The organism is Pseudomonas sp. NY15181, assembly GCF_048068055.1.
GTDB lineage: Bacteria > Pseudomonadota > Gammaproteobacteria > Pseudomonadales > Pseudomonadaceae > Pseudomonas.
Genome location: NZ_JBLUPT010000010.1, coordinates 65,474 through 88,786 on the forward strand (window position 1 = coordinate 65,474; position 23,313 = coordinate 88,786).

Consider the following 23,313-nt stretch of genomic DNA (forward strand, 5'->3'; position numbering starts at 1 on the left):
CTCTCTCGATCAGCGGGCGTTGAGCCAGGCGGAGAACAGGCGCGTGGCCCGTGGCATGAAAACGTAGACCACCAGCAGCACGATGGTCGCGACGATCAGCATGTTGGCCGGGACGAAGCCGCCCAGCAGCGGTATCCGGGAGAACAGCGGTTGCCAGAGCTGCGGCACCAGCATCACCAGCGGCAGGATCACCAGGTAGGAGACCGCGGCCTGCTTCCAGCGCGGCGGTTGCTGCTGGGCACTTTGCCCGGGGGTGAACCAGAACTCGTGGTCGCTGTGCAGTTCCTGCTGGTCGCCGTCGATGAGCAGGGGCGATGCGCGTTCGATCAGCTCGCGGCGCTGCACGGAGTCCAGCCAGGTCTGCAGCTCGCTGGCGCTGGCGAAACGCAGTACGGAGGTGAAGTCGTCTCCCTGGTGCATCACATCCACGCCCAGGTGTCCGGGAAACTCGCTGGCGGCGCGGGTCAGTTCGCGCAGGATGACTTCATAGTCCGCCGCACGGCCGGGTTTGGCGCGATGGCGGATGATCAGCGTCACGGACTCTTGGTTGACTGGACTGTTCATGGGGTTCCCTCCTGGGGTTGCCTCCCCCGCCGTAGCGAGGGAGGGCGCATTACCAAAGGCTAGATCAATGGCCTTCGCTGGCGTTGAACATGGTCTTGGCGTAGATCAGGCCCAGGCCGTAGGCGCCGCCGTGCTCGATGGAGGTCTTCACAGTCTGGTCGTAGGTTTCGCCGCGAGCCCAGTCGCGTTGCAGTTCGAGCAGGTATTGCAGGGAGGTCATCGGGCGGGCGCCGAGCTGGATCATGCGTTGCATGGCCATCTCGTGGGCCTCGGTGGACACGTCGCCACAGGCGTCGGCGATCACGTAGACCTCGAAGCCCTGGTCAAGGGCCGACAGCGCCGGGCCGACGATGCACACGGAAGTCCAGAGGCCGGCGAGGACGATCTTCTGCTTGCCGAACTTGTTCACCTCCACGGCGATGCGCGGGTCTTCCCAGGTGTTCATGCTGGTGCGGTCGATGATGTTGTGCCCGGGGAAGACCGACTTGATCTCGTCGAAGATCGGGCCGGAGAAGCTCTTCTCGGCGACGGTGGTGAGGATGGTGGAGACGTTGAATTCTTTCGCCGCCTTGGCCACCAGCGCCGCGTTGTTGCGCAGGGTTACCGCGTCGATGGACTTGGTCGCGAAGGACATCTGCGACTGGTGGTCGATCATGATCAGGGTGTGGTCGGCCGGGTTCAGCAGGGTCTTGCCCGGAGCAGCTTTGGCGATTGCGGTCATGATGGGTTTCCTTCTGCGTTGCGTGAGTGGGGTAGGTCTTGGTATCGGTCGGGCCGGCGTATTCGAGGGTGGTGCCGAACCGTGGAGCCATCTTTGCCGATCACCCGAAGGTGCGAAACAGACAGCCTTGCAGGGCTACTTTGCAGTTCTGCAAGACCCTCTCCAGGCCGCGCCACGCCTGGGCTGCGCGACACCGGAGGGGAGTTGCGGAACGGCCTGGCGGCCTTATTTCAGGTGCACCTTCAGCTCTTCGCCGGCCTGGCGCAGGGCGGCCTGCACGGCGGGGACCTGGCTGACCACGTTGAGCAGCCCGTAGTCATGGATCATTCCGTTGTAGCGCACCGAGGTGACTGCAACGCCGGCGGCATCGAGCTTGCGGGCATAGGCCTCGCCCTCGTCGCGCAGCACATCGGATTCGGCGGTCTGGACCAGCGCCGGCGGCAGGCCCTTGAGCTGATCCTTGGTGGCCCGCAGGGGCGACGCGTAGATCTCGGCGCGCTGCTTCGGATCGGTGGTGTAGTTGTCCCAGAACCACTGCATCATCGGCTTGGTGAGGAAGTGCCCCTGGGCGAACTGGTTGTAGGAACCGGTCTCGAAGCTGGCATCGGTCACCGGCCACAACAGGGCCTGGAAGCGCAGCTTGGGCGTGCCCTTGTCCTTGGCCATCAGCGCGACCACCGCGGCCATGTTGCCGCCGACGCTGTTGCCGGCCACCGCCAGGCGTTTGCCATCGACGCCGATTTCCTTGCCTTGCTCGGCGACCCATTTCGTCGCGGCGTAGGCCTGGTTGATCGCGGTCGGGTAATGCGCCTCGGGGGACGGCGTGTAGTCGACGTAGACCGCCGCCGCGCCGGAGTTCAGCACCAGGTCGTGGATCAGGCGGGCGTGGGTCGGGTAGTCACCCAGCACCCAACCGCCGCCGTGGAAGTACATGAAGACCGGCAACGTGCCCTTGGCATTGGCCGGGCGGACGATGGTCAGCTTGATCGCGCCGACCTCGGTGGTGATGGTCTTCTCGCTGACCTGGGTGCCGGAGAGGTCGACCTTCACCGACTGCTGCGCGCCGGTCAGCACCGCACGGGCGTCTTTCGGCGAGAGGGTTTCCAGCGGTTTGCCGTTGCCGGCTTCCAGCGCTTCGAGGAAGGCCTGGGTGTTGTGTTCGACGGTGGGGTTGCCGGCGGCGAAGGCGTTGCCAAAGGTCAGTGCAAGGGCGGCGGCGAGCAGGGTTTTCTGGGTGGTCATGATTCCCTTCCTGAGCAGTGGGAGTGGGTGGTTCCGAAGTGCGAGTGCATCTTCGGCCAGGCCCGGGAAGCGCGGAATAGACAGGTTTGCAGGGGCGTTTTGCAGTTTTGCAAAGGGGTGACGGAGGCTTTTCGCAGGACCGAGGGGGACACCCAGTCCTTGCTCGCGAACCCTCGCCTTACGCCGGACCGCCCGGTGCAATGCGTTCGCGAGCAAGCTCGCTCCTACAAGGCGGAATGCGCTGGGGAGCCTCCCCCAGACGACACACCGACATCACTCGCCGTGTGACTATGGCCGCCGAGTGACGCAAGGCGCATTGGCGTACAACCGCGACGGGGCCCTACTCCCCGCGCTGCCGCTTGCGGTGCTCCGCCACCTTATGCCGGTTGCCGCACGCCGCCATGCTGCACCAGCGCCGGCGGTGCGACTTGGTGCGGTCGTAGAACCACAGCACGCAATCGGGATGCTCGCACTTGCGCACCAGGTTGAAGTCCCCTTCCGCCAGCAGACTGGCGGCCAGCTCCGACAGGGGCGCGAGCAGTTGCTCCGGCGATGCGTGTTCGCCGACCCGCTCCAGACGCGGTGCCTCGGCAGCGTCCCAAACCAGCCGCGGATGGCTGGCCGCCTGCAACAGGAAACGGTTGAGCGCCGACGGGTCGCCGCGCAGCCCGCCCTTGCGCTTGAGCACCAGTTCACGCACCGCCTCGCGCAGCGTGCGGGCGGCGTCCAGCAACGCGCCCTTGGCGAACCGGCTGGCGCCATCGCGCCTGAGTTTCATGCGTTCGAGCCAGGCCAGCACGTCGGCGTCGGACTGCCAGAAGTCCACCAGCTGACCGTCCACCACCGCCACGGTGTTGATCATGTCCAGCGCGGGGTGATCGGCGATCACGAAGGGTTCGAGGGTCGGTGTGCTCATGGTGGCGGCCTCCTGCGGAATGCACCCATCGTAACCCTTCATATCCATTTAGCAAGTTACATCACATCGAGACGACCGTTCGTCCGCCCAACAATGTAACCCTTATAAATTTGTTTGACAGGTTACAAAGGCAAGTCCAGATTTGCCCTCGAGGTAACCCATAAACAACTTTTAACCAGTTACAGAAGGATCTCACCATGAACGCCATTGCCCACACCGACACCGCCATCCATTACCGCTTCGCCGATGCCGACGGCGTCCGCGTGTTCTACCGCGAGGCCGGCCAGCCGGGCTCGCCCGTGCTCCTGCTGCTGCACGGCTTCCCCAGCTCCTCGCACCAGTTCCGCACCCTGATCCCACTCCTGGCCGAGCGCTTCCACGTCATCGCCCCCGACCTGCCCGGTTTCGGCTTCACCGAAGTGCCGGCCGAGCGCAACTACCGCTACAGCTTCGCCAACCTCGCCATTACCCTGGGCGCCTTCGTCGATGCCCTGGGCCTGGAACGCTACGCCCTGTATGTCTTCGACTACGGCGCGCCCACCGGCCTGCGCCTGGCGCTGGCGCACCCGGAGCGGGTCACCGCGCTGATCTCGCAGAACGGCAATGCTTACCTGGAAGGCCTGGGCGATGTCTGGGCGCCGATCCGGACCTACTGGGCCGATCCGTCCGCCGCCAACCGCCAGGTGGTGCACGACGCCCTGCTGACCCGCGAAGGCGTCCGCCTGCACTATGTCGAGGGCGCCTCGGAGCCGAGCCTGATCGCCCCCGAGACCTACACCCTCGACGCCCTGCTGATCGAGCGTCCGGGCAACAAAGATATCCAGCTCGACCTGTTCTACGACTACCAGGACAACCTGAAGCTCTACCCCGACTTCCAGGCGTTCTTCCGTGCCACCCGGCTGCCGTCGCTGATCATCTGGGGCATGCACGACCCGATCTTCATCCCGCCGGGTGCCGAAGCCTTCGCCCGCGACAACCCCAACGCGGTGATCGAACTGCTGGATACCGGCCACTTCGCCCTGGAAACCCACGCCCCGCACATCGCCCGGCGCATCCATGAGGTGATCGGCAGCGCCCTGGGCTGAGCACCCCGCCCTTCAGGCGACCAAAAGCCACGCCGCCCGGCACGCCACGGGTGCCGGCGCGGCGTTTGGCCGGTACAATGGGCGATTGCCCGTGCCACGCCTGATAAAGAAGAAACCATGTCCCTGCCCAAACACCATCTGGAACTGCTCAGCCCCGCCCGCGATGTGGCCATCGCCCGCGAGGCCATCCTGCATGGCGCCGACGCCGTCTACATCGGTGGCCCGAGCTTCGGCGCGCGGCACAACGCCTGCAACGAAGTGAGCGATATCGCCCAGTTGGTGGAGTTCGCCCATCGCTACCACGCGCGGGTGTTCACCACGATCAACACCATCCTCCACGACAACGAGCTGGAGCCGGCCCGCGCGCTGATCCACCAGCTCTACGACGCCGGTGTCGATGCGCTGATCGTGCAGGACCTGGGCATCATGGAACTGGACATCCCGCCGATCGAGCTGCACGCCAGCACCCAGACCGACATCCGCACCCTGGAGCGGGCGAAGTTCCTCGACCAGGCCGGCTTCTCCCAGCTGGTGCTGGCCCGCGAGCTGAACCTTGCGGAAATCCGCGCCATCGCCGACGAGACCGACGCGGCCATCGAGTTCTTCATCCACGGCGCGCTGTGCGTGGCCTTCTCCGGCCAGTGCAACATCTCCCACGCCCAGACCGGCCGCAGCGCCAACCGTGGCGACTGCTCCCAAGCCTGCCGCCTGCCTTACACCCTGAAGGATGACCAGGGCCGCGTGGTGGCCTTCGAGAAGCACCTGCTGTCGATGAAGGACAACAACCAGAGCGCCAACCTCAGCGCCCTGGTGGACGCCGGCGTGCGCTCCTTCAAGATCGAAGGGCGCTACAAGGACATGGGCTACGTGAAGAACATCACCGCCTATTACCGCCAGCGCCTGGACGGCATCCTCGCCGAGCGCCCGGACCTGGCCCGCGCCTCCAGCGGCCGCACCGACCATTTCTTCGTGCCGGACCCGGACAAGACCTTCCACCGCGGCAGCACCGACTACTTCGTCAGCGAGCGCAAGATCGACATTGGCGCCTTCGACTCGCCGACCTTCACCGGCCTGCCGGTGGGCACCGTGGAGAAAGTCGGCAAGCGTGACCTGATGGTGGTGACCAAGGACCCGCTGTCCAACGGCGACGGCCTCAACGTGCTGGTGAAGCGCGAAGTGGTCGGCTTCCGCGCCAACATTGCGGAACCTAAAGGTGAGTTCGAGGAAGACGGCGAGAAGCGCTACCGCTACCGCGTCGAGCCCAACGAGATGCCAGAAGGCCTCTACCGCCTGCGCCCGAACCACCCGCTGTCACGCAACCTCGACCACAACTGGCAGCAAGCGCTGCTGAAGACTTCCGCTGAACGCCGCGTCGGCCTGTCCTGGGTCGCCAAACTGCGCGAGGAACGCCTGGAACTGACCGCCACCAGCGAGGAAGGCGTCACCGCCAGCGTCGCCCTGGACGGCCCGTTCGGCGCCGCCAACAAGCCTGAGCAGGCGCTGGACCAACTGCACGACCTGCTTGGCCAGCTGGGCACCACCCAGTACCACGCCGACGCCATCGAGCTGGACGCCCCGCAGGCGTTCTTCATCCCCAACTCCCAGCTCAAGGCGCTGCGCCGCGAGGCCATCGAGGCGCTCACCGAAGCCCGCGTGCAGGCCCATCCGCGTGGCGGCCGCAAGGCCGAGACCAGCCCGCCGCCGGTGTACCCGGAGTCGCACCTGTCCTTCCTGTACAACGTGTACAACGAGAAGGCCCGCGCGTTTTACCACCGCCACGGCGTGCAGCTGATCGACGCGGCCTACGAGGCCCACGAGGAAACCGGCGAAGTGCCGGTGATGATCACCAAGCACTGCCTGCGCTTCTCCTTCAACCTGTGCCCGAAACAGGCCAAGGGCGTGACCGGCGTGCGCACCAAGGTGCAGCCGATGCAGCTGATCCACGGCGACGAAGTGCTGACCCTGAAGTTCGACTGCAAGCCGTGCGAGATGCACGTGATCGGCAAGATCAAGGGCCACATCCTCGGCCTGCCGCAGCCGGGCAGCGACGGCGTGAGCAACATCGTCGGGCAGATCAGCCCGGAAGACCTGCTCAAGACCATTCGCAAGCCGGGGCATTGAGGTCGTCCCTATCAACGTCGGCGCTGCGCTGAAAACTCCTCACCACAACCCTCTCCCCACGGGAGAGGGGGCAGTCCCAGCGATGGGTGAAATGTTGGTAGCTCACCGGCTGACATCAGAATAGAAGCCTGCACCGAACAGTCCCCTCTCCTCCCGGGAGAGGGTTAGGGTGAGGGGGCCGCAGGCCACTGGCCAATACCCCTGCGCAAACTCCCGATCCCCCGCTATGATCGGGAACATGACTTCCACGCCTCCGCTCCGCCAGCAATGCCCGCCCGGTGCCTGCGATTGCCACCGCGAGCGGCTGCTGGAAAATCCCGACGCCGACCTGCGCATCCTGCTGCTGACCCGGAACGAGGAGCAGCGCCTGCTGGAACGCCTGGAAAACCTCAAGGACCTGGCCGACCTGCAACGCATGCAGCAAAAGCTCCAGGAACAACTCGGCATCCGCCTGCACATCGCCCCCGGATTCAATGAGGTGCGGACCACGCGCGGCATCGAATTCGACTTCGAGGACCAGCCCGGCCTCTGCCGCAAGACCCGCCAGGCCATCCCCGCCGCAATCCGCCGGAGCATGGAAAAGAATCCGGAAATCGCCTGGCGCCTGCTGGACTCCCACGACTTGCTGGGCGGGCTCTGAACCTCGTAGACCAGAGCTGAATACGACCTGTAGGAGCGAGCTTGCTCGCGAACGGATATCGCTGCGGGCTTGGGTTCGCGAGCAAGCTCGCTCCTGCGAAACACGACGCCACCGAACAGGCAACGCTACTCCTTCGCCGCCCTCATCGCCCCGGTCAACTCGCTGACGCCACGCTGCTCCAACTCCCCAGCCGCCCCGAGACGATCCCGATCCTCCTTGTTCTGGCTGAGCTTGGACTTGCCGACGATCTCGCTGATCTCCACCTCGATACCGACGATGTTCGCCAACATCCCGCTGATGAACTCCGGCGTGGAGTCGCTCATCTTCCACGGCCGCTCCTCGCCCGCCTCATGGGTGCGGGTCAGGCGCCCGACCACGCCCCGCACGAAGCGCTCCTCATCCATCACCTTCAGCCGGCCGCGCACATGCACCACCTGGTAGTTCCAGGTCGGCACCTGGCGGTGCTCCTCGTGCTTGCTCGGGTACCAGTTGGGCGAGACGTAAGCGTGGTCGCCACGGAAGATCACCAGCACCTCTTCGCCGTCGGCCTCCTGCCACACCGGGTTGTTGCGCGCGACATGGGCTCGCAGCAGCGGCATATCGCCCGCCAGCTCCAGTTCGAAGGGCAGGTGATTGGCGTCCAGCACGCCGGCATGGCCGGTCACCAGAATGCCCAACGGGTGCTCGCGGATCAGCCGGTGCAGCTCGTCAGGTCGCTTTTCCTCAAAGTGCGCGGGTACGTACATGATGGCCTCTAAATCAGGGAATACCGCCATCATGCCGCTGCATTGGCACCCCATAAAGATCCATTACCAGACCAGATAACGGGTCCAATTCACCCGCACCACGGCCCCTCCGTGCGCGGATGCGCTGGACGGCAGTCGTGCCGCCCCCTACTCTAGCCATTAGCCAGCATTCGCCCAGGACGGCAGACACAGGCTCCCCCCGATGACCCTACCCGAGTTTCCCGCCGAGCCCTCCCGGCAGTTCCAGGGCACCATGCCGCCCAGCCTGCGCGTCGCCTACAAGGCCTATGTGATCCGGCATTACCGGCGCTTCCTGCTGGCGATCAACTTCATCGCCATGGCGGCCTACGATTCCTACGTGCTGGCCGATGCCCTGCTGATCCCGGACATGGCAAAGGAATCGCTGCTGCTGCGCACCGCCCTGAGCCTGATCGGCCTGCTCAACATCTTCCTGGTCTTCCGCTTCAGCCGCAGCGTGCTGGCGATGGACCTGCTGATGCCGGTGCACGACATCATTTCCACCCTCGCCTGGTTCGAGCTCCTCAAGCGCAGTGCCTCGCCCGACGTCCCCTTCTTCCTCTATGCCTCGGTGGTGTTCATCCTGCTCGGCAACCTGGGGGTGCGCTATTCGTTCAAGGGCATTGCGCTGATCTCCGCAATCATCTCGGCGATCATTCTCTACAACGTCTGGCTGATCCACGACGGCGCCGCCAAGCCCGTGCTGATCTTCACCCTGGTCTACCTGCCGGTGGCGCTGTTCAGCCTGTTCATCAGCTGGACCAATATCAGGGGCGTGCGCCAGGCCTTCCTCGCCGACCAGGAAGAACGCCGCCAGCGCTCCGAACTGGCCTCGCTCAACCTGCGCCTGCAAGAACTGGCCAGCACCGACGCACTGACCGGCGTCGGCAACCGCCGCGCCCTGGACACCCAGCTCAACGCCAGCTGGGACGGCATGCGCGCCCACGGCCGCCCCTTCGCCCTGTTGCTGGTGGATATTGACTACTTCAAACCCTACAACGACCATTTCGGCCACCAGACCGGTGACCGCTGCCTGTGTCGCGTGGCCGAATCCCTGGTTGGCAGCCTGCGCGGGGGGCGTGCCAGCGTCTATCGTTATGGCGGTGAGGAATTTGTCGTACTGCTCGAAACCGGCAGCGTCGACGACCTGCGCCGTGTAGCCGAACGCCTGCGCGAGCAGGTGGCCAGCCTGAACATCGAACACCTGCACCGACCCGACGCCCTGCGGCACCTCACCATCAGCCTCGGGGCTGCGATGGCCAATGAGGAGGGCCTGAACCAACCGCTTGACCTGCTCGCGCGATGCGACCAGCGCCTTTACTGCGCCAAGCAGACCGGACGCAACCGCGTGCAACTCAGTAGTCCGCCGACGGGCTGACGAAGGCAACCGACCCGACGAATCCAGCCGGCGTCCCTCGATCGGCTGGCAGGCGGAACGCGCACCCAGCGTCGGGCGGCGGACGCCACCGATATCCACTCAACGAGGCCCGTGTGAAACGCGACATCCGCCTTGCCGTACTTCTGCTGTCGATCATCAGCCTGACCGTGGCGGCGGCCACCGCCTGGGAGCTTTGGGCTGCTCGCGAGCGCACCCTCGCCAAGGCCTACACCCACAACCTGAACCTGACCCAGGCGCTGGACACCTACGTCGAAGGCATCATCACCCAGAGCTCCATGCTGCTTCTGGGCCTGGCCGAGCGCCTGGAGGCCGACGGCAGCGGTCCCGCGCAGCTGGAGCGCCTGCGTCAATTGGCGCAGCGCCAGCAATCCCTGCTCAGCCAACTCGACGGCATCGTCGTCTACGACGCTAACGGCGCCTGGCTGATGTCCTCCAACGGCAATGCTCCACCCGGCACCAGTGGCGCCGACCGTTCCTTCTTCATTCACCATCGCGACACCCCGTCGACCGACGCCTACATCGGCGAGCCGATCCGCAGCCGCTCCACCGGCAAGTGGGTGATCACTGTCAGCCGCCGCTACAACCATCCCGACGGCAGCTTCGCCGGCGTCATCTCCGTCACCCTGGGCGTGGAGAACTTCCTCCAGCTGTTCGGCAAGATCGACATCGGCCGCCACGGCGCCATTGGCGTCACCACCGTCAACGGCCAGGTGCTGGTGCGCTACCCGTTCCGCCAGAGCGACATGGGCCGCGTGCTGTCGCGCTCGCCGATCTTCAGCGGCTACCTGGACCACGCCCAGGTCGGCACCGCCACCTTCAACTCCTCGCTGGATGGCATCGAGCGCATCTACGCCTTCCGCAAGAACGAGCGCTACCCACTGGTGACCACCGTCGCCCTGGGCAAGGATGAAGCCCTGGCCGCCTGGCGCGCCGACGCCCTGCGCACGGTTGGCATCGCCTTCGGCCTGCTGATGGTGATCGTCATCATCGGCTGCCTGATGATCCTCGCGATCCAGCGCCGCATCCGCACCGAAGCCTTGCTGGTAGGCGCCCGCGAAGATCTGCTCAAGGCCAACCGCCAGCTCGAAGTGCTGGCCTCCCGCGACCCGCTCACCGGCCTGCAGAACCGCCGCAGCTTCGACGACCACCTCGCCGCCGAACTGCGCCGCGCCCACCGCGAACAGGCGCCGCTGAGCCTGCTGCTGATCGACGTCGACTACTTCAAGCGCTTCAACGACACCTACGGCCACCCCGCCGGCGACGACTGCCTGCGCAGCATCGGCCAACTGCTGACCGACAGAGTGCGGCGCCCCGGCGACCTGACGGCGCGCTACGGCGGCGAGGAACTCGCGGTGATCCTGCCCAGCACCGACAGCGCCGGCGCGCAGGCCGTGGCCGAGCAGATCCTGCAGCGTCTCTGGCAGAGCAACCTGACCCACGTTGGCAGCCCGTTCGGCCGGGTGACCGCGAGCATCGGCATCGCCACCCTGCCCGCCGGCTCGGGCGCCTCCGCCACCGCCCTGATCGGCGCCGCCGACCAGGCCCTGTACCGGGCCAAGGCCGACGGCCGCAACCGCCTGGACAGCGCGCCCAGCCTCGCCGCAGCAGAGCCATGACCTTCGCCCCCGCCCTGCTCGACGCCCTGCGCAACGCGCGCCATGTAGTGGTGTTCACTGGCGCCGGGGTTTCCGCCGAGAGCGGCATCCCCACCTTCCGCGATGCGCTGACCGGCCTCTGGGCGCGCTTCGAGCCCTCCCGGCTGGCCACCGCCGAAGCCTTCCGCGCCGATCCATCGCTGGTCTGGGGCTGGTACCAGTGGCGCCGCAGCCTCGTACATCGCGCCCAGCCCAATCCCGCGCACCGGGCCATCGCCGCGCTGGCCGGCAAGGTGCCGCGGCTGACCCTGGTGACCCAGAACGTCGACGACCTCCACGAGCGCGCCGGCAGCCCCTCGGTCATTCACCTGCACGGCCAGCTCGAACGCCCGCGCTGCTTCACCTGCCAGCGCGAGCCGGAGGCGCCGCTGCCGGTTCCCGACGAGCCCGACGCCGGCCGCCACGTCACTCCGCCCGCCTGCGCCCATTGCGGCGGGCCACTGCGCCCCGGCGTCGTATGGTTCGGCGAAAGCCTGCCGATGAATGCCATGGACCGGGCCTTTGAAGCCGCGGAGAATTGCGACCTGCTGATCTCGGTCGGCACCTCCGGCGTGGTCTACCCGGCGGCGGAAATCCCTCAGGTCGCCTGGCGTGCCGGCGCCACGGTGCTGCACATCAACCCCGCGCCGGGGCCGTTGCATGGCGAACGCGACTTCGCCCTCGCCAGCGCGGCGGGCGTGGCCCTGCCGGCATTGGTGGAAGCAGCATTCAGCTAGAGCCAGATTGCGGAATGGAGTTCGCGAGCACGCTCTTATAGCTCCACACCCGCGCGCTCTTCGTAGGAGCGGACCTTGTCCGCGATCAGCCGGCAAGGCCGGTGCAGGGATAGGTTCGCGAGCAAGCTCGCTCCTACAGGTCTATGCCGGCATGTTGTTCGTACGAGCAACTGTCTTCTTCTGGACAAATCCGTGCCTGCCTCCCCCAAGGGAGAGGGAGCTGCCCGTGCCGGCTGACGCCAAGGTTTCCTCCTGCACCGAACGGTCCCCTCTCCCGCTTGCGGGAGAGGGTTAGGGTGAGGGGCTCTTGATCTCGAGACGCCTAGCCCTTGTCCGCGATCCGCCGGCAAGGCCGGCGCAGGGATAGGTTCGCGAGCAAGCTCGCTCCTACGAAGATCGCTCCGGCATGGGCCTGTAGGAGCGAGCTTGCTCGCGAACGGCTGCTAAATCGCCGGCAAGTGCGACGTCACGCAGTGGATGCCGCCCCCGCCGGCAGCGATGGGGTCGATGTCCAGTTGCACGATCTCGCGGTCCGGGTACAGCTCGCTGAGCAGCGCATGGCAGTGCTCGTCCGCCGCCGCATCGCCGAATTTCGGCGCGATCACCCCGCCATTCACCGGCAGGTAATTGATATAGCCGGCGGCGAAATCCGGATTGTCGCGGTTGTACTGGCTGGGCTTGGGCTTGCCCGGCGGCGGCAGGCTGTGCAGCTTCATCGGCCGGCCATCGGCGTCGGTGGCGCCCTTGAGGATTTCCAGGTGTCGACGGGTCACCGCGTAGTCGTAGGACTGCGGGTCGTTGTCCAGGTTGACCACCACCACGCCCGGCTCGACAAAGCGCGCATAGAAGTCCACGTGGGCATCGGTGATGTCCTCGCCGCGGATACCCGGCAGCCAGATGATCTTGCGCAGCCCCAGACGTTGCTTCAGCTCCGCCTCGATGCGCGGACGCGTCCAGCCGGGATTGCGGTTGTCGTTGACCCAGCAGCTCTCGGTGAGGATGGCCGTGCCATGGCCATCCACCTCGATACCGCCGCCCTCGCCGCACAGCGCGCTGACGACATGCTTCGCCTCCAGCTCCTCGGCCAGCGCCGCCGCCACTTCGCCGTCGCGCTGGGCGTGCTGCTTGCCGCCCCAGCCGTTGAAGTTGAAGTCGGCCAGGGCCAGGCCGCCGGCGTCGTTCACCAGGTAGCAGCCGCCATAGTCGCGGACCCAGATGTCATCCAGCGGCATGGCCATGAAGTCGACGCCTTGCGCCGCGCACGCGCGCTTCGCCTCGGCCAGTTGCGCCGGCCGGCACAGTACCGTCACCGGCTGGAACTCCCCGATGGCGCGGGCCAGCCGCGCCACCGTGGCGTTCACGGCGGGCGCGAAGTCCTCCCAGACCTCCGCGCTCGCCGCATAGGCAACGAACACCCGCTCCTGCTTGCGGTGCTCGTCGGGCATGTACCAACGCTCACTGGCCAGGGCGACCCGGCCCAAGCCCAGGCCAAGCCCCGTCGCCAGCGTCATGCCGGCGCCGAGCAGGTTCCTGCGGGTCATCATGTTGCCTCCTTAGCTGCCTGTTCCGGTGCCGGTCTTGAAGCTGGTCCAGGTACGCATCCGCGCACGCATGTCGCGCTGCGGGATGTCCTTGCCGGGGAACAGCCGCGCGTAAGCCTTCTCATCAAGATAGATGTCCGGATTGTTGCGCATGCTGGCATCCACCATCGGCCGCGCCTTGGCGTTGGACGTCGGGTAGCCCGTGGCGTTGCTGATCGCCGCCATCACCTGCGGGCGCATCAGGTAATTGATCAGCGCGTAGGCGTACTCCGGGTGCGGCGCGTCGGCGGGGATCGCCATGGTGTCCATCCACACCGAGGTGCCCTCGCGCGGCACGCGGTATTCGAAGCGCTCCTTCTTGCCCGCCTCGTCGGCGGCGCGCTGCGACTGGATGACGTCGCCGCTGTAGCCCAGCGACAGGCACAGGTCGCCGTTGACCAACTGGGTGACCGGCTGCGACTGGAACTTGCGGATGTACGGACGGATGCCATTGAGCACCGCCAGGGCATCCGCCAGGTCCTCGGGCTTGCCGCTGCGTGGGTCGCGACCGAGGTAGTTGAGCACCACCGCGAGCACCTCGTCCGGCGAGTCGATCAGCGAGATGCCGCAGTCGGCGAAGTGCTTGGCCAGCTCCGGCTTGAACAGCAGGTCGAGACTGTTCACCGGCGCGCCGGGCATGCGCTGCTCGATCTTTGCCTGGTTGAAGGTCAGGCCGATACTGCCCCAGGTGTAGGGCACCACGGCGTGGCGCGAGTACGGATACTTGGTCTGCAGGTTCTGCAGGCCCGGCTCGATGTCGCCCAGGTGCTGCAGCTTGCTGTCGTCCAGCTTCTGCAGCGCACCGGCGCGCATCAGCCGCTCGGCCACGGTGTCGCCGGGGAAGACCAGGTCATAGCCGCTGTGCCCGGCCATCATCTTGGCCTCCAGCGTCTCGCTGCCGTCCATCACGTCGTAGATCACCTTGATCCCGGTCTCCTGGGTAAAGCCGGCCAGGGTATCGGGGGCGAAGTAATCCGCCCAGTTGAACAGGCGCAGGACCTTTTCCTCCGCCGCCACAGGTTGCAGGGCGCAGGCCAGGGACAGGCCCAGCGCGCCGATCAGCATCGATTTCATGGTCAGACTCCCTGGCTTTGCCAGCGTGAGTGAAGGTGTTGGCCGTCGAGGCCGAGCAGGCGGCCGTACATTTCCGGTCGGCGGTCGCGGAACACGCCCCAGGTCAGGCGCTCCTCGCGGGCCACGTGCAGGTCCAGCTCGCGCACCAGCACCGCCGCCTCGTTACGCCCGGCCTCGGCGAGCAGCGCGCCCTTGTGGTCGGTGATGAAGGACGAGCCGTAGAAGCGCATGCGCAAAGCTTCATCGCCCAGCGCCACTTCCTCGCCGATGCGATTGGCCGTCAGCACCGGCAGCAGGTTGGCGGCGGCGTGGCCGCGCTGGGCGGTCTGCCAGTGGTCGCGGGAATCCAGATGCGCCGCGCCCGGTTCGGAACCGATGGCGGTGGGGAACAGCAGCAGCTCAGCGCCCTGCAGCGCCAGGCAGCGCGCCGTCTCGGGGAACCACTGGTCCCAGCAGATGCCCACGCCGATGCGGCCGACGGCGGTATCCCAGACGCGGAAGCCGGTGTCGCCGGGGCTGAAGTACTCCTTCTCCTGGTAACCGATGGCATTGGGGATGTGCGTCTTGCGATACACCCCGAGCAGGCGGCCGTCGGCATCGGCCACGGTCAGCGAATTGAAGTAGGCGTTGCCGGCGCGCTCGAACCAGCTCAGCGGCAGCACGACTTCGAGCTCCGCGGCGAGTTTGGCGAAACGCCGCAGGATCGGGCTGTCCTCGTAAGGCTGGGCCAGCGCCAGGTGATTGTGGTCCTGCTCGATGCAGAAATACGGCGTGGCGAACAGCTCGGGCAGCAGGATCAGCCGCGCACCGGCAGCGGCCGCCTCGCGCACGCGGCGCTCGGCCTCGTCGAGGTTGGCCGGCAGGTCCCAGCTGCAGGAGAACTGCAGCACCGCAACGGTCAGCTTGCTCATCACACGCCCTCCAGCGGCCAGGCCGGCTGCTGCTGGGTGATGCAGTGCACCCCGCCGCCGCCGTGGGCCAGGTGGTTGATGCGCACCGGCACCACCTCGCGGCCGGGGAAAGCACGGGCCAGGGTGGCGGCGGCTTCGTCGTCGGCGGCGATGCCGTAGGCCGGCATGATCACCGCGCCGTTGGCCAGGTAGAAGTTGGTGTAGGAGGCGCAGAAGACTTCCGCTTCCGGGTCCACCGCCGCGCTGGCTTCGAACAACTCGATCATCTCGAAGGACCGGCCTTTGGCATCGGTGGCCAGCTCCAGGGCACGACGGTTCTCCTTCGCCACTTCGGCATAGACGCTGGACGTATCGCGGGTGGCATCCACCAGCAGCACGCCGGGACGGGCGAAGGCGCAGACGCCATCGACGTGGCCGTCAGTCATGTCGCCGGTAACGTACTGCGGGTCGCCCGGTAGCCAGATGGTCTTGGTCGCGCCCAGCAGGCGGGCGAAGATTTCCTCCATCTCGCGCTTGCTCACGCCGGGGTTGCGGTTGGGGTTGAGCAGCACTGACTCGGTGGTGATCAGCGTGCCCTCGCCGTCCACGTGGATTGCCCCGCCCTCGTTGGCCAGCGGCGTGCCGAAGCAGTCCAGCCCCAGGTGATTGAGCACGCGACGGCCCAGGCCCTCGTCCAGCGTGTGCGCCGACTTGCCGCCCCAGGCATTGAAGCGCCAGCTCACCCCGGCCACGCCATGCTGCGGATGGCAGACGAAGGTCGGCCCTGAGTCGCGGCACCAGCTGTCGTCGATGGGCAGCGCCACCAGCTCGACGTTCGGGCCACACAGCTCGGCGGCACGGGCCACGGCGGACGGATCCACCACCAGCTTCACCGGCTCGAAGCGGGCAATGGCGTTGGCCACCCGGGCGAAATCTTCCTGCACCTGCTCCAGGGTCACCCGCCAGCCGCCCTCCCAGAGCGGGCGGTTATGCGGGAACGCCATCCAGGTCGCCGCGTGAGGTACCCATTCGGCAGGCATGCGCCAGCCGTTCTGCATATCGTTGAGATGCATACACAAAGCCTTTGGTTAGGAATTTTTATCGGAGGAAAAGGGTTCAGCGGCGCCTGAAACCATCCTAGGCCTGTAAAACCGACACAACAAACGATAGATTTTGCGTAAATCTGATCAGCAGAACTTATCGATCATGCTCAAACACTGGCCTCCCCTGAACACCCTGCGCGGCTTCGAAGCCGCAGCCCGGCTGGGCAGCTTCCACAAGGCGGCGGAGGAACTGCACCTCACCCAGTCCGCCATCAGCCAGCAGATCCGCAGCCTGGAAAGCTTCGTCGAACAGCCGCTGTTCTACCGCTCCGGGCGCAAGGTCGCCCTCACCGATGCCGGCTTCGACCTGCTCAGCACCACCCAGTCGCTGCTGCAACAGCTGGCCGTGGGCATCCGCCGCCTCGACCAGTACCGCAAGCCCAACCAGCTGGTGGTCAACACCACCCCGGCCTTCGCCCGCCACTGGCTGGTGCCGCGCCTGGGCGACTTCCACGCGCGCCATCCGCAGATCGACCTGTGGCTGCTGACCACCAGCGAAACCCCGGACATGGCCACCCAGACCATCGACATCGCCGTGCGCGACGACCTCACTGCCCAGGCCGAATGCCGCTTCCGCATCCTGCTGGAAGACCGCCTCTACCCCGCCTGCCATCCCCGGGTGCTCCAGCAGCCGGAGGTGACGCGCACCACCCTGCACGGCGAACGGGAAATGGACTGGGCGCATTGGCAATTGCAGGGCGGCGCCCCTGTCGGCCAGCGCAGCGAAGGGCTGAACTTCTCCGACCCCGGCCTGCTGCTCGATGCCGCCAGCCAGGGGCTGGGCATTGCCCTGGTAAGCCAGTTGCTGGCCGGCGATGCGCGCGACAACGGCCATCTGGTGCCGCTCAGCGAACACGCCGTGCGCGGGCCGAACTGGTCTTTGCTGGTGCACCAGCAGAGCGAGCGGACGATGCAGGCGGGGCAGTTCTGCGAGTGGCTGGAGGGGGCGCTGGGGTTGGTTTGAGGTTGAGCGGGGAGATCAAGAGCCCCCTCACCCTAACCCTCTCCCAGAGGGAGAGGGGACAGTTCGGAGCAGGACGAAGCCAAAGCGTCAGCCGGCACAACCTGCCCCCTCTCCCTCTGGGAGAGGGCTGGGGTGAGGGCAAGCCCCCCGCGCCCAAACGATTCGACCTCCTCCCGTCCCAATCGCGCCAATCCCTCGACGCCCTCCCCGCATAAACACCTGATCGCCACCGGCACGCGTGGGCCTTTCACCACTAACGCAATCCCCGCAATTCTCCCCTTGACCTCAAGTTCACTTGAACTCGTAGGGTTACACCAAGCCCGCTCCGAGCACCCCGGACGCGCCCTTCCCCTTGCGTGAACCCACGGAGAACCCATGAAGACCCTCGCCATCCTCTACCACAGCGCCAGCGGCCGCACCGAGCGGATCGCCCAGACCATCGCCAGCGGCGCCCGCCTCGTGCCCGGCTGCGAAGTACACCTGCTCAAGGCCCAGGACCTGATCGAACGCCCGGAGGCCCTGCTCGCCTATCACGGACTGATCCTCGGCTCCCCCACCTACCTGGGCGGCGTCTCGGCGCCGCTGAAAGCCCTGATGGACGCCACCGGCCCACTCTGGCGCCAGCAGAAACTGCGCGGCCGCCTCGCCGCCGGCTTCACCGTCTCGGCGCTGCCGGCGGGCGACAAGCAGTCCACGCTGATCTCGCTGTTCACCTTCTGCATGCAGCACGGCATGCTCTGGGCCGGCAATCCGATCCTCCCCGAGCAGCACCTGGGCGTTCCCGAGGACGAGGCCGCCAACCGCCTCGGTTCCTGGTCCGGCCTGATGGCCCAGGCCGACAAGACCAGGCCGGACTTCGTCCCCGGCGACCTGAAGACCGCGCGCATGTTCGGCCAGCACTTCGCCGAAACCCTGCAGCGCCTGCACCAGCCGCAGATGGAAGCCGCGCAGGAGGCCCACGCATGATCGCCCGCCGCTACAGCCCGCTGCTGTTCGCCCTGATCCTCTCCGGCGTGATGACCCTGCTGGTCGCCGGCCTCTCCACCTTCCGCGCCGTCGGCCTTGTCGCCGACTTTGCCCAGCTCTGGCTGGGCGCCTGGCTCACCAGCTGGTGCGTGGGCTTCCCGCTGGTGCTGGTCATCGCCCCGCTGGCGCGACGGCTGGTGGAGAAGATGGTTCAGCCCAGTCCGTAGGATGGCGTGGAGCGCAGCGATACCCATCATCTCCAGTCGCAACGACAGAGGCCGGCACCGGGCGTAGGGATCACTGATTGCGCCCGGTTCCGCCGGCTCGCCTACGCTTATCCGGGCCTACTCCAACCCGGGGATGAATCATGTCGGAGCACTTCGATAGCAGCCGCCGCCACCTGATGCGCCTGGCTGCCGTAGCACTGGCCGCATCGCAACTGCCCAACGTGGCGCAGGCCGCCAGCGAACCGAGCAAGACCGCGCCAGCGGCGAAGGCCGGCGGACATACCCAGTTCAAGGCGCTCAAACAGATCGACGCCGGCCTGCTCAGCGTCGGCTACGCCGAGGACGGCCCGGCGGACGGGCCGGTGGTCATCCTGCTCCACGGCTGGCCCTATGACATCTACAGCTTCGTCGACGTGGCCCCGGCACTGGCAGCCCACGGTTTCCGGGTCATAGTGCCCTGGCTGCGCGGCTACGGCAGCACGCGCTTCCTCTCCGACAAGACCCTGCGCAACGGCCAGCCGGCCGCGGTAGCCAGCGACATCATCGCCCTGATGGATGCGCTGAAGATCGACAAGGCCGTGCTCGCCGGCTTCGACTGGGGCGCGCGCACCGCCGACATCATCGCCGCTCTCTGGCCGGAACGCTGCAAGGCACTGGTGGCCGTGAGCGGCTACCTGATCGGCAACCAGCAGGCCGGCAAACAGCCATTGCCGCCGGAAGCCGAATTCCTCTGGTGGTACCAGTTCTACTTCGCCACCGAACGCGGCGCGGCCGGCTACGCGAAGAACACCCACGACTTCACCCGACTCATCTGGAAACAGGCCTCGCCGAAGTGGAACTTCGACGACGCCACCTTCGAGCGCAGCGCCAAGGCCTTCGAAAACCCCGACCACGTCGCCATCACCCTGCACAACTACCGCTGGCGCCAGGCCCTGGCCGAGGGCGAACCGCAGTACGACGAACTGGAACAGAAACTCGCCAAGGCCCCGCCCATCGGCGTGCCCACCATCACCCTGGAAGGCGACGCCAACGGCGCCTTCCACCCGCCGCCCAAGGCCTATGCGGCGAAGTTCACCGGCAAGTACGTGCACCGGACATTGACCGGAGGGATCGGACACAACCTGCCGCAGGAAGCACCGGAGGCTTTCGTGAAAGCGGTGGTGGATGTGGCGGCCTGGTAATTCAGCCTGGCCCCGTCGCCCGTGCGGGGCCATCGTGGTGTAACGTCTGGCGGTTCATTCACGTAGCATCGGCAAACACCTGCCGGAGACCCAAGACCTTGAAAATCATCCGTGGCAAGCAGTTCACGGCGAACCGCCCCTGGGGCGCACTGGATATCGCCAACATGAACGGAATCACCACCCGCCTGCACTGGACCGACCAGCCGTACAAATGGCACATCAACGATGGCGAAGAGGTCTTCGCGGTGCTCGATGGGCGGGTAGAGATGCATTACCGCGATGCCGATGGCGAGCATAGGGTCATGCTGGAAACCGGCGATATCTTCTACGCCTCGATCGGCACTGAGCATGTGGCTCACCCTCAAGGTGAGGCGCGCATCCTGGTGATCGAAACCGAGGGCAGCGTCTGATTGCGCAATTGCACTGACTTGACCACCCGATTGCATTCCTCCTGGCCAAGCATTTGCATTCGTGCTGACCACCGCTTGCATGCGGCTTAACCAGTCACACCGTAGCAACGACCGGCTGCACAACCCAAAGCTGCCTCTTTAGTCCTACAAAGAGTAGGAAAATATTAATTGGCCGTGGATCAATTAACTCTGGATATTATTGCTGTTCGCTGGATGACCCGGAGCATACCTGGCTGAGCGGATTCGTATACGGTTGATGTTTTTACGCCCGTATTGGCGGGTCAAACCCGCTCCTGCGGCGATCGCATTTAGATCGAAGACAGCAGCTCGCTTCGTTGCTTATGGCAGACGCTTAAGCCCGCACTGATACTTGGCACCTGCAAGGCTTGCTTCAAACGCCTCGAGCCCTGCGTATATCTGTTGCAGCCCAGTGATTTGCCCCAGCACTTCGCGTTTCTTGTCGGCAATGGCCTTGCCCGCCAACTCCCACGGCAAATCATCACCCTGATGCCTCAGCAGAATCGCCTGCAGTTCTTTCAGTTTGAAACCCAACTGCTGCGCGCATTTGATGAACGTCAGCAGCTCGACACTCTGCTGATTGTAAACGCGGTACTGCCCCTGGCGCTCGGGCGGCGGTAGCAGGCCAATCGCTTCATAGTGGCGGATGGTCTTGACCGTTGTACCCGACAGTTGGGCGGCTTTGCCGATATACATGAATGTCCTTTTCATAGGGGAGCGGGGCATCATTGCATGGCGCCAGCGGTTCGGGAACCACATAGCCGCAGGTCAGCTGGCGATGCCTCGTGCCATTTCGAGCCAGGCTCCACGTCGCCGCGCGCTGGAGCCGAGCAGCGGCCCGAACATCAGGGTACGCAGCGTTCTGATACCGCAGAACTGCAACGTGGTCTTGCGCACTTGGTGAAGGCCAGGCATGCGATACACCCAGCGGTAGTACCACGGCGGTGTATCCATCGTCACCAGCAAATGCGCTGTTCGCCCCTTGAGCAGTTGCTCGGGGAAAGCCTTGCCTGCCCTATACTGAAACGCGAAACCGGGCAGGAACACGCGGTCGAAAAAGCCTTTCATCAACGCAGGGATACCGCCCCACCAGATGGGGTAGATAAAGGCTAGGTGCTCGGCCCAGGTGATGTCGGCCTGGGCCCTGAGCAGATCGGGTTCCAGTGGCTGCGCTTGCCGGTAGCCGCTGCGTAGTACCGGGTCAAAGCTCAAAGCATCAAGCCGTAGCACCCTTACATCATGGCCGGCACTTCTGGCCGCCTCGACATAATTCTCGGTCAGCGCTGCGCAGAAACTCTCGCTTGACGGGTGCCCCAGCACCACTAGTACTCGTTTGCTCATCATCACTTCATCCTGAACATGAAGCGTGCAGGGTAAAGCCTGACCATAACGGGAGAGTCAAATACTCAGGCTGCTCTGGGGCCGTTGCAGTGCGCGACAAACGGTTGGCCCAGTTGCGAAAAGATTTTGACTTTCCAGCGATAACGTCTCCTTGTAGAAGAGTGCAGCTCTTGGCTGTTTTCTGTCGCTGACGAGAGGCAGCTACCGACCCATAGCGGACACCCAGACATTCAGATCGTACGAGTAAGAGTCGCGATATTTGGGACTTCCCTCGAAATTGATCAGTGACAACCCTGAACGACAAAACGCCCGATCTATCCGATCGGGCGTTTTGTCGTTCAGGTGATGTAAACCCAAGACCAGGCGGCCCCAGCGCATTTATCGCAACGGCTTGCCTTTTGTCTCCGGCGCCCAGAACAGGGTCACTACCAGGCCCAGCAGTGGGAAGCCGGCCATCATGATCAAAGTCGTAGAGAAGCCGAAGGACTGCAGCAACGAGGGGAGCAGGTAAGTCACGCCGGCTGCCGAAATCCGCGAGAACGCAGCCGAGAAGCCGATCCCGGTGGCGCGGACATGGGTATCGAAGATCTCTGGCGGATACACGAACTGGATATTGTTGATGGCCGGGCCAATGAACATGTAGGTCGCAAACAGGCTCACGATGAACCAGGTCGGAGCCTGGGCGAACAAACCCAGTGCCAGGAAGATCGCCAACACCGCGACAAAGGTCCAGATGACGAACCCGCGACGGCTCATCCAGTGCACCAGGAATACACCAAAAATCACACCGGCAATCTGGATAGCGTTCAGCGACAGGTCGACTCGATGGTCCCCCTGCAGCCCCAGTGAATCCAGCACCGGCACCATGAAGGTGAAAATGGCAAAGAAGGGGCCAACCTGACAGAACCAGAACAAGCCGGAGAACAGGGTTGGCCTCCAGGTATCGCGCTTGAACAATTCAAGCAGCGATGCGCTTTGGGGACGGACATCCACATCGGGGATTGCATATTGGGCACCGAGGTGTTTGTCGACGATGGCACGTGCCTCGGAGTCTCGCCCTTGTGCCTTGAGCCACATGGGCGTTTCCGGCAGCAACAGGCGCAGCAGGTAGATGATGACGGCGGGAATCACGCTCGAGCCCAGCAGCATCCGCCAATTGTCACCGTCGTAGAACGCGCCAATGATGAAGGCTGCGGTAAAGCCGATTTGCCAGGCGATGGTGAAGCTCCCCAGCAAGGTGCCTCGGTTCTTGCGCCGCGAGAACTCAGCCAGCACCGTCGAGCCAACGGCATATTCGACACCGATCGCCAACCCCAGCAGCACTCGGATGATCACCAGTTGCCAGATGTCTTGCACGAAGAACTGGCACATCGACAGGACAATGAAGGCCGCCAGGTTCCAGGAGAAGACCGGCCGACGTCCGTAGCGGTCGGCAAAGTTGCCGAACACCAGCCCGCCAATGAACACCCCGATCAACGCACTGCAGGCAATCAGGCCCTGGCTCATGGCGGTCAGAAGCAGTTCATTCTTGGCGAGCGCGAGCGCAGGGCCAATGATCCCCAGTATGTAACCGTCCAATGCTGCACCGCCCAGGCAGGCGATCGCAGCAATGATATGGATGGGCATCAGGCGTGCCTCATCCAGTGAAAGTTGACCAGACGTGTTGCTAGCTTCGCGTGGACTTGAAGCGATATGCATACCCATTTAAGCCTCCACAATCTCTCGTTGTAATTATT

The 23,313-nt window shown here is 65.2% G+C and carries 23 protein-coding genes; 11 read left to right on the forward strand and 12 right to left on the reverse strand.

Going from position 1 to position 23,313, the window contains the following annotated elements:
• Positions 1 to 9: 9 nt before the first annotated feature.
• The 4 genes from ACNFBT_RS21350 to ACNFBT_RS21365 all read right to left on the reverse strand — a co-directional run bounded on the left by ACNFBT_RS21350 (position 10) and on the right by ACNFBT_RS21365 (position 3,443).
• A complete protein-coding gene (locus ACNFBT_RS21350) occupies positions 10 to 564 on the reverse strand; it encodes an antibiotic biosynthesis monooxygenase (protein WP_416752735.1) in 555 nt (184 codons plus the stop codon).
• 64 nt (positions 565 to 628) lie between these two features.
• Complete coding sequence (locus ACNFBT_RS21355) at positions 629 to 1,285, reverse strand: hydrolase (protein WP_416752736.1); 657 nt, start codon at positions 1,283 to 1,285, stop codon at positions 629 to 631.
• A gap of 225 nt (positions 1,286 to 1,510) precedes the next feature.
• Complete coding sequence (locus tag ACNFBT_RS21360) at positions 1,511 to 2,527, reverse strand: alpha/beta hydrolase (RefSeq protein WP_416752737.1); 1,017 nt, start codon at positions 2,525 to 2,527, stop codon at positions 1,511 to 1,513.
• 340 nt (positions 2,528 to 2,867) lie between these two features.
• The gene (locus ACNFBT_RS21365; RefSeq protein WP_416752738.1) at positions 2,868 to 3,443 is read right to left on the reverse strand and encodes a CGNR zinc finger domain-containing protein; all 576 of its coding nucleotides are present in this window, start codon (positions 3,441 to 3,443) and stop codon (positions 2,868 to 2,870) included.
• A gap of 197 nt (positions 3,444 to 3,640) precedes the next feature.
• Here ACNFBT_RS21365 and ACNFBT_RS21370 point away from each other — a divergent pair, with 197 nt between their 5' ends.
• The 3 genes from ACNFBT_RS21370 (at position 3,641) to ACNFBT_RS21380 (ending at position 7,289) form a co-directional block, all read left to right on the forward strand.
• A complete protein-coding gene (locus ACNFBT_RS21370; protein ID WP_416752739.1) occupies positions 3,641 to 4,528 on the forward strand; it encodes an alpha/beta fold hydrolase in 888 nt (295 codons plus the stop codon).
• A gap of 117 nt (positions 4,529 to 4,645) precedes the next feature.
• Positions 4,646 to 6,649: a peptidase U32 family protein gene (locus ACNFBT_RS21375; protein WP_416752740.1), complete on the forward strand. Its 2,004-nt coding sequence runs from the start codon at positions 4,646 to 4,648 to the stop codon at positions 6,647 to 6,649.
• Positions 6,650 to 6,887: 238 nt separating this feature from the next.
• Positions 6,888 to 7,289 (forward strand): hypothetical protein, encoded by a 402-nt coding sequence (locus ACNFBT_RS21380; RefSeq protein WP_416752741.1) that lies wholly within the window; start codon positions 6,888 to 6,890, stop codon positions 7,287 to 7,289.
• 125 nt (positions 7,290 to 7,414) lie between these two features.
• Here ACNFBT_RS21380 and ACNFBT_RS21385 read toward each other — a convergent pair whose 3' ends face one another.
• On the reverse strand, positions 7,415 to 8,035 hold the full coding sequence (locus ACNFBT_RS21385; protein ID WP_416752742.1) for an FMN-binding negative transcriptional regulator: 621 nt from the start codon (positions 8,033 to 8,035) through the stop codon (positions 7,415 to 7,417).
• Between the two features lie 202 nt (positions 8,036 to 8,237).
• Here ACNFBT_RS21385 and ACNFBT_RS21390 point away from each other — a divergent pair, with 202 nt between their 5' ends.
• The 3 genes from ACNFBT_RS21390 to ACNFBT_RS21400 all read left to right on the forward strand — a co-directional run bounded on the left by ACNFBT_RS21390 (position 8,238) and on the right by ACNFBT_RS21400 (position 11,823).
• A complete protein-coding gene (locus ACNFBT_RS21390; protein WP_416752743.1) occupies positions 8,238 to 9,431 on the forward strand; it encodes a diguanylate cyclase in 1,194 nt (397 codons plus the stop codon).
• A gap of 113 nt (positions 9,432 to 9,544) precedes the next feature.
• Complete coding sequence (locus ACNFBT_RS21395; protein WP_416752744.1) at positions 9,545 to 11,068, forward strand: diguanylate cyclase; 1,524 nt, start codon at positions 9,545 to 9,547, stop codon at positions 11,066 to 11,068.
• The gene (locus ACNFBT_RS21400) at positions 11,065 to 11,823 is read left to right on the forward strand and encodes an SIR2 family NAD-dependent protein deacylase (protein ID WP_416752745.1); all 759 of its coding nucleotides are present in this window, start codon (positions 11,065 to 11,067) and stop codon (positions 11,821 to 11,823) included. Before ACNFBT_RS21395 ends, ACNFBT_RS21400 begins: the two co-directional genes overlap by 4 nt.
• Before the next feature lie 443 nt (positions 11,824 to 12,266).
• On the opposite strand, the gene ACNFBT_RS21405 is transcribed toward ACNFBT_RS21400, so the two are convergent.
• Genes ACNFBT_RS21405 through ACNFBT_RS21420 form a run of 4 tightly spaced genes read right to left on the reverse strand, consistent with a single transcriptional unit; the run spans position 12,267 to position 16,440 of the window.
• Positions 12,267 to 13,367: an agmatine deiminase family protein gene (locus tag ACNFBT_RS21405; RefSeq protein ID WP_416752746.1), complete on the reverse strand. Its 1,101-nt coding sequence runs from the start codon at positions 13,365 to 13,367 to the stop codon at positions 12,267 to 12,269.
• Positions 13,368 to 13,376: 9 nt separating this feature from the next.
• On the reverse strand, positions 13,377 to 14,477 hold the full coding sequence (locus ACNFBT_RS21410; RefSeq protein WP_416752747.1) for an extracellular solute-binding protein: 1,101 nt from the start codon (positions 14,475 to 14,477) through the stop codon (positions 13,377 to 13,379).
• A 2-nt stretch (positions 14,478 to 14,479) separates the two neighbouring features.
• A complete protein-coding gene (aguB, locus tag ACNFBT_RS21415) occupies positions 14,480 to 15,388 on the reverse strand; it encodes an N-carbamoylputrescine amidase (RefSeq protein ID WP_416752748.1) in 909 nt (302 codons plus the stop codon).
• Complete coding sequence (locus ACNFBT_RS21420) at positions 15,388 to 16,440, reverse strand: agmatine deiminase family protein (protein WP_416752749.1); 1,053 nt, start codon at positions 16,438 to 16,440, stop codon at positions 15,388 to 15,390. Before ACNFBT_RS21420 ends, aguB begins: the two co-directional genes overlap by 1 nt.
• A 133-nt stretch (positions 16,441 to 16,573) precedes the next feature.
• On the opposite strand from ACNFBT_RS21420, the gene ACNFBT_RS21425 reads away from it, so the two are divergent.
• The 5 genes from ACNFBT_RS21425 to ACNFBT_RS21445 all read left to right on the forward strand — a co-directional run bounded on the left by ACNFBT_RS21425 (position 16,574) and on the right by ACNFBT_RS21445 (position 20,218).
• Positions 16,574 to 17,434: a LysR substrate-binding domain-containing protein gene (locus tag ACNFBT_RS21425; RefSeq protein ID WP_416752750.1), complete on the forward strand. Its 861-nt coding sequence runs from the start codon at positions 16,574 to 16,576 to the stop codon at positions 17,432 to 17,434.
• A gap of 375 nt (positions 17,435 to 17,809) precedes the next feature.
• Positions 17,810 to 18,400 carry a flavodoxin family protein gene (locus ACNFBT_RS21430; RefSeq protein ID WP_416752751.1) on the forward strand — a complete coding sequence of 197 codons (591 nt, stop codon included), beginning with the start codon at positions 17,810 to 17,812 and terminating at the stop codon, positions 18,398 to 18,400.
• Positions 18,397 to 18,627 (forward strand): DUF2798 domain-containing protein, encoded by a 231-nt coding sequence (locus ACNFBT_RS21435; RefSeq protein WP_416752752.1) that lies wholly within the window; start codon positions 18,397 to 18,399, stop codon positions 18,625 to 18,627. Before ACNFBT_RS21430 ends, ACNFBT_RS21435 begins: the two co-directional genes overlap by 4 nt.
• Positions 18,628 to 18,767: 140 nt before the next feature.
• Positions 18,768 to 19,808 carry an alpha/beta fold hydrolase gene (locus ACNFBT_RS21440; protein WP_416752753.1) on the forward strand — a complete coding sequence of 347 codons (1,041 nt, stop codon included), beginning with the start codon at positions 18,768 to 18,770 and terminating at the stop codon, positions 19,806 to 19,808.
• 98 nt (positions 19,809 to 19,906) lie between these two features.
• Entirely contained in the window at positions 19,907 to 20,218 is a 312-nt protein-coding gene (locus ACNFBT_RS21445; protein ID WP_416752754.1) for a cupin domain-containing protein, read from the forward strand.
• A 339-nt stretch (positions 20,219 to 20,557) separates the two neighbouring features.
• On the opposite strand, the gene ACNFBT_RS21450 is transcribed toward ACNFBT_RS21445, so the two are convergent.
• The 3 genes from ACNFBT_RS21450 to ACNFBT_RS21460 all read right to left on the reverse strand — a co-directional run bounded on the left by ACNFBT_RS21450 (position 20,558) and on the right by ACNFBT_RS21460 (position 23,281).
• Positions 20,558 to 20,932: a MerR family transcriptional regulator gene (locus ACNFBT_RS21450; protein WP_416752755.1), complete on the reverse strand. Its 375-nt coding sequence runs from the start codon at positions 20,930 to 20,932 to the stop codon at positions 20,558 to 20,560.
• A gap of 72 nt (positions 20,933 to 21,004) precedes the next feature.
• Positions 21,005 to 21,580: an NAD(P)H-dependent oxidoreductase gene (locus ACNFBT_RS21455; protein ID WP_416752756.1), complete on the reverse strand. Its 576-nt coding sequence runs from the start codon at positions 21,578 to 21,580 to the stop codon at positions 21,005 to 21,007.
• Positions 21,581 to 21,955: 375 nt separating this feature from the next.
• A complete protein-coding gene (locus tag ACNFBT_RS21460; protein WP_416752757.1) occupies positions 21,956 to 23,281 on the reverse strand; it encodes an MFS transporter in 1,326 nt (441 codons plus the stop codon).
• Positions 23,282 to 23,313: the final 32 nt, after the last annotated feature.